The sequence below is a fragment of the Streptomyces griseicoloratus genome (assembly GCF_014534645.1).
GTDB lineage: Bacteria > Actinomycetota > Actinomycetes > Streptomycetales > Streptomycetaceae > Streptomyces > Streptomyces griseicoloratus.
On sequence record NZ_JACVQF010000204.1, the window covers coordinates 1 to 3,792 of the forward strand.

Genomic DNA, 3,792 nt, shown 5'->3' on the forward strand with positions numbered 1-3,792 from the left:
GCGGTGGCCCAGTCGCGGGGTTTGAGCTGGTACTTCTCGGAGTCGAGGTATTCCTCGGAGCCTTCGCGCAGGGGGGTGTTCTCGCACAGTTCGTAGCCGCTGTAGATGCCCCAGGCGGGGGAGAGGGTGGCGGCGAGGACGGCGCGGGTCTCGAAGGCGGGGCGGCCGCCGTGCTGGAGGTAGGCGTGGAGGATGTCGGGGGTGTTGGCGAAGAAGTTGGGGCGCATGTAGGAGGCGGCGTCGCCGGTGAGTTCGGTGAGGTACTCGGTGAGTTCCTGTTTGGTGTTGCGCCAGGTGAAGTAGGTGTAGGACTGCTGGAAGCCGATCTGGGCGAGGGTGTGCATCATCGCGGGGCGGGTGAAGGCCTCGGCGAGGAAGATCACGTCGGGGTCGGTGCGGTTGATCTCGCCGATGACGCGTTCCCAGAACACGACGGGTTTGGTGTGGGGGTTGTCGACGCGGAAGATCCGCACGCCGTGGCCCATCCAGAAGCGCAGCACGCGGACGGTCTCGGTGACCAGGCCGTCCATGTCGGCGTCGAAGGCGATGGGGTAGATGTCCTGGTACTTCTTCGGCGGGTTCTCGGCGTACGCGATCGTGCCGTCGGGGCGGTGGTGGAACCACTCGGGGTGTTTGTGGACCCAGGGGTGGTCGGGGGAGCACTGCAGGGCGAAGTCGAGGGCGGTCTCCAGGCCGAGTGAGGCGGCCTCGGTGACGAAGTGGTCGAAGTCGTCGAGGGTGCCCAGGGCGGGGTGGACGGTGTCGTGGCCGCCTTCGGGGGAGCCGATGGCCCAGGGGACGCCGACGTCGTCGGGGGTGGCGGAGAGGGTGTTGTTGCGGCCCTTGCGGTGGGTGGTGCCGATGGGGTGGATCGGGGGGAGGTAGACGACGTCGAAGCCCATCGCGGCGATCGCGGGCAGGCGGCGGGCGGCGGTGCGGAAGGTGCCGTGGGGCTGTTCGGGAGTGCCCTCGGAGCGCGGGAAGAACTCGTACCAGGAGCCGTACAGGGCGCGTTCGCGCTCGACCAGCAGCGGCAGCGGATCGGAGGCGGTCACCAGCTCCCGCAGCGGATGCCGGGCCAGCACCGCCACCACCTGGGGCGTCGACGCCGCCGCCAGACGGGTGGCGACGGGCAGCGAGTCGTCGCGCAGCGCCGCCGCGGCGGCCAGCACCACGGCCCGCCCGGCGTCCTTCGGCACCCCCGCCGCGGCCCGCTCGTGCAGCTCGGCCCCCTCCTCCAGGACGAGGCCCGTGTCGATCCCCGCCGGGACCTTGATCCCCGCATGACGCCGCCAGGTGGTGACCGGATCGCTCCACGCCTCCACCTGGTAGGTCCACCTGCCGGGTGCGCCCGGGGTGACCTCGGCGCCCCAGCGGTCGGTGCCCGGCGCCAGCTCACGCATCGGCGTCCACGGCCCCGGCCGGCCCTCGGGGTCCCTCAGTACGACATTGGCGCCCACCGCCTCGTGCCCCTCGCGGAACACGGTGGCGGTGACCTCGAAGGTCTCTCCCGCCACCGCCTTCGCCGGGCGCCTGCCGTTCTCCACCACCGGGTGGACGTCCCGGACCGGGATACGCCCGATCTGCCCAGTCGTACTCATCCGTTCTCACCTCCGCCGTGCTCGAAGCCGGGCTCAGGGCCCGGTCACCTGGGTCAAGCCGCGCCGGAGGGGGTCTTCCGCCCCGACGGTGAACGCCGGTCCGCCACCGGCGGGCCGCGCCGGACCGCCCGGACCGGACGGGGCAGCTCGCTCTGCTCCTGCATGTAGGCCACCAGACTCGTCCGCAGATACCGTTCGGCGGCGTCGGCGGCCTCCCGTGCGCACCGCTTCCCCATCAGTACGCAGAGGGTGTAGCCGGAGTCCTCGAAGGTGGCCCGGACGCCCACGTCCGCGGGAGAGGCGAGCATCATCCGTTCCCACGCCCGGTAACGCCGCAGCTGCCGGGCGACTTCTGTCTTCGCAGGTAGCAGCATGGTGCCGTGCCGCCTTCCGGGACGGTCCGTTACGGACGATCGAGTTCTTACACATGGTGCACGGACGATCACTCGCCGTCTTGTTGGAACTTCAACCATCCGGGTCGGTTTCCGCTCGTGTTGCACGAATGGACTACTGATCCCACTCTGGAGTGACTCAGAAGCGATCAACGCTCACGCTTCGTGTTCGGGGAGTCCGTCCCCCACGGGACGGGGAGGAGCGAGAGCTTTCGCGGTGAGGAGCCACGACGATGAAGACGGCAGTGCCCTGCTACTACCACCTCGACGTGGAAGTCAGCCCGGAACGGGTCGGACAGGTCAGGCGCATCCTGGCCGCTCACCTCCGGTTCTGGGACCTGGAGAACCTCGTCGAACCCGTCTGCGGCGCCGCAGAGATGCTGCTGCGAGCGATCGACCGGCACGCGAGCGACAAGAACACGTCGATCGAGATGTGGTGGAACCACCAGCACCTCATCACGGCCGTAGGGGGCAACGACCACGCGCTCCGCCCCGACCAGGACCTGCGGAGCTGTCTGCAGCACCTCGCCGCCACCAGTGACGGCTGGGGCTGCTGCGCCACCGAGGCCGGGGCCAGGGTCATCTGGTTCTCGCAGCGCGCCCGGGCCGGCGAGCGCATCCCGCTGGTGCCGACGGCGCCGGAGCCGATCACCCAGGAGGGTCTGGAGGTGCCGCGCGAGGTCATGCCGGTGGCCCGGCTGGCCGGCCCGGCGAGCACGGCGGGCGGCGTCCTGGTGGAGGAGAGCCGGTGACCGCCGCGAGGCCGAGCTGGAAGGGGTCGCCCGTGTGGAGCGGGCACCCCTATCCCCTGGGGGCCGCGTACGACGGACAGGGCACCAATTTCGCGCTGTTCAGCGAGGTCGCCGAACGCGTCGACCTCGTCCTCGTCGACGACGACGGCACCCACAGCACCGTCCCGCTGCCCGAGGTCGACGGCTTCGTCTGGCACTGCTACCTGCCCGGCGTCGGACCCGGGCAGCGCTACGGCTACCGGGTCCACGGTCCGTGGGCCCCGGCCGTCGGCCACCGGTGCAATCCGGCCAAGCTGCTCCTCGACCCGTACACCCGGGCCGTGGACGGGCAGGTGGACAACCACCCCTCCCTCTTCGAACGGGCCCAGGGCCGGCCCGACCCGGCCGACAGCGCCGGGCACACCATGCTCGGCGTGGTCACCGACCCCTTCTTCGACTGGGGCGACGACCGCCCGCCCCGGCGGCCGTACGCGGACACCGTGATCTACGAAGCCCACGTCCGGGGCCTGACCCGTACCCACCCCGACGTGCCGGCCGAACTCCGCGGCACCTACGCCGGCCTGGCGCACCCGGCGGTCGTGGAGCACCTCACCTCGCTCGGCGTGACGGCCGTGGAGCTCATGCCGGTGCACCAGTTCGTGCACGACGGGGTGCTCCAGGACCGGGGCCTGTCCAACTACTGGGGCTACAACACCATCGGCTTCTTCGCGCCCCACAACGGCTACGCCGCCCACGGCACCCGCGGCCAGCAGGTCACCGAGTTCAAGGCGATGGTGAAGACCCTGCACGAGGCCGGCCTCGAAGTGATCCTCGACGTGGTCTACAACCACACCGCCGAGGGCAACGAGAAGGGCCCCACCCTCTCCTTCCGCGGCATCGACAACGCCTCCTACTACCGCCTGGTGGACGGCGACTGGCAGCACTACTACGACACCACCGGCACCGGCAACAGCCTGCTGATGCGCCACCCCTACGTGCTCCAGCTGATCATGGACTCGCTGCGGTACTGGGTCACCGAGATGCACGTCGACGGCTTCCGCTTCGACC

4 protein-coding genes are annotated in these 3,792 nt (G+C 70.5%); 2 read left to right on the forward strand and 2 right to left on the reverse strand.

Annotated features, from left to right (window positions below; translation table 11 throughout):
- Positions 1 to 1,601, reverse strand: a 1,601-nt coding sequence (locus H0H10_RS23235; protein WP_188183018.1) for an alpha-1,4-glucan--maltose-1-phosphate maltosyltransferase, incomplete at its 3' end; no start/stop codon positions are given.
- 53 nt (positions 1,602 to 1,654) lie between these two features.
- Complete coding sequence (locus tag H0H10_RS23240; RefSeq protein ID WP_188183019.1) at positions 1,655 to 1,975, reverse strand: DUF5133 domain-containing protein; 321 nt, start codon at positions 1,973 to 1,975, stop codon at positions 1,655 to 1,657.
- Positions 1,976 to 2,226: 251 nt separating this feature from the next.
- Here H0H10_RS23240 and H0H10_RS23245 point away from each other — a divergent pair, with 251 nt between their 5' ends.
- Together H0H10_RS23245 and H0H10_RS23250 are read left to right on the forward strand one after the other, a co-directional pair.
- Complete coding sequence (locus tag H0H10_RS23245; protein ID WP_188183020.1) at positions 2,227 to 2,745, forward strand: pep a2; 519 nt, start codon at positions 2,227 to 2,229, stop codon at positions 2,743 to 2,745.
- Positions 2,742 to 3,792, forward strand: a 1,051-nt coding sequence (locus tag H0H10_RS23250; RefSeq protein WP_309141877.1) for a glycogen debranching protein, incomplete at its 3' end; no start/stop codon positions are given. The genes H0H10_RS23245 and H0H10_RS23250, both read left to right, overlap by 4 nt.